Source organism: Micromonospora sp. NPDC005163 (assembly GCF_053599835.1).
The window spans coordinates 1-419 of sequence record NZ_JBSFYP010000129.1 but is presented as its reverse complement, the minus strand read 5'-3'; the positions used below and the strand labels follow the sequence as shown (position 1 = coordinate 419).

The following is a 419-nucleotide window of genomic DNA, read 5'->3' as shown; positions in this document are numbered from 1 at the left end:
CGTACGCCGCCGCGGTAGCCACCCTCACGAGGCGTACCCGAGCGCGAACCGTCCCGGTCACCACCACGGGAACCGGCGTCGCGGCCGCCGGCGTATCCGCCTCGGGCTCCGCCAGCGCTGTCACGGTCTCCCCGGTACGGGGGACGGTCGTCGCGACGCGGGCCGCGGTCGCGGCCGCCCTGGCCGTCAGTACGGTCTTCGTAACGACGGGGACGGTCTCCGCCCTGCGGTCCTGAACTCACAGGTACATCCTTCCTCATTGCGCCACCAATGGCGCTACGCAGTCGAGGGCCGACCCGGATGGGGCGGCCCTCGACTGGAAGATTGTCCGGCGGCGTCCTACTCTCCCACACCCTCACGAGTGCAGTACCATCGGCGCTGGAGGGCTTAGCTTCCGGGTTCGGAATGTGACCGGGCGT

At 70.4% G+C, this 419-nt stretch carries 1 rRNA gene and 1 pseudogene; one reads left to right on the top strand and one right to left on the bottom strand.

Annotated elements, in window-relative coordinates:
- A pseudogene (locus ACWD6N_RS36965) lies at positions 1–236 on the top strand (hypothetical protein); the annotation flags it as partial.
- Positions 237–326: 90 nt separating this feature from the next.
- Here ACWD6N_RS36965 and rrf read toward each other — a convergent pair.
- Positions 327–419 (bottom strand): 5S ribosomal RNA (gene rrf / locus ACWD6N_RS36960); the annotation flags it as partial.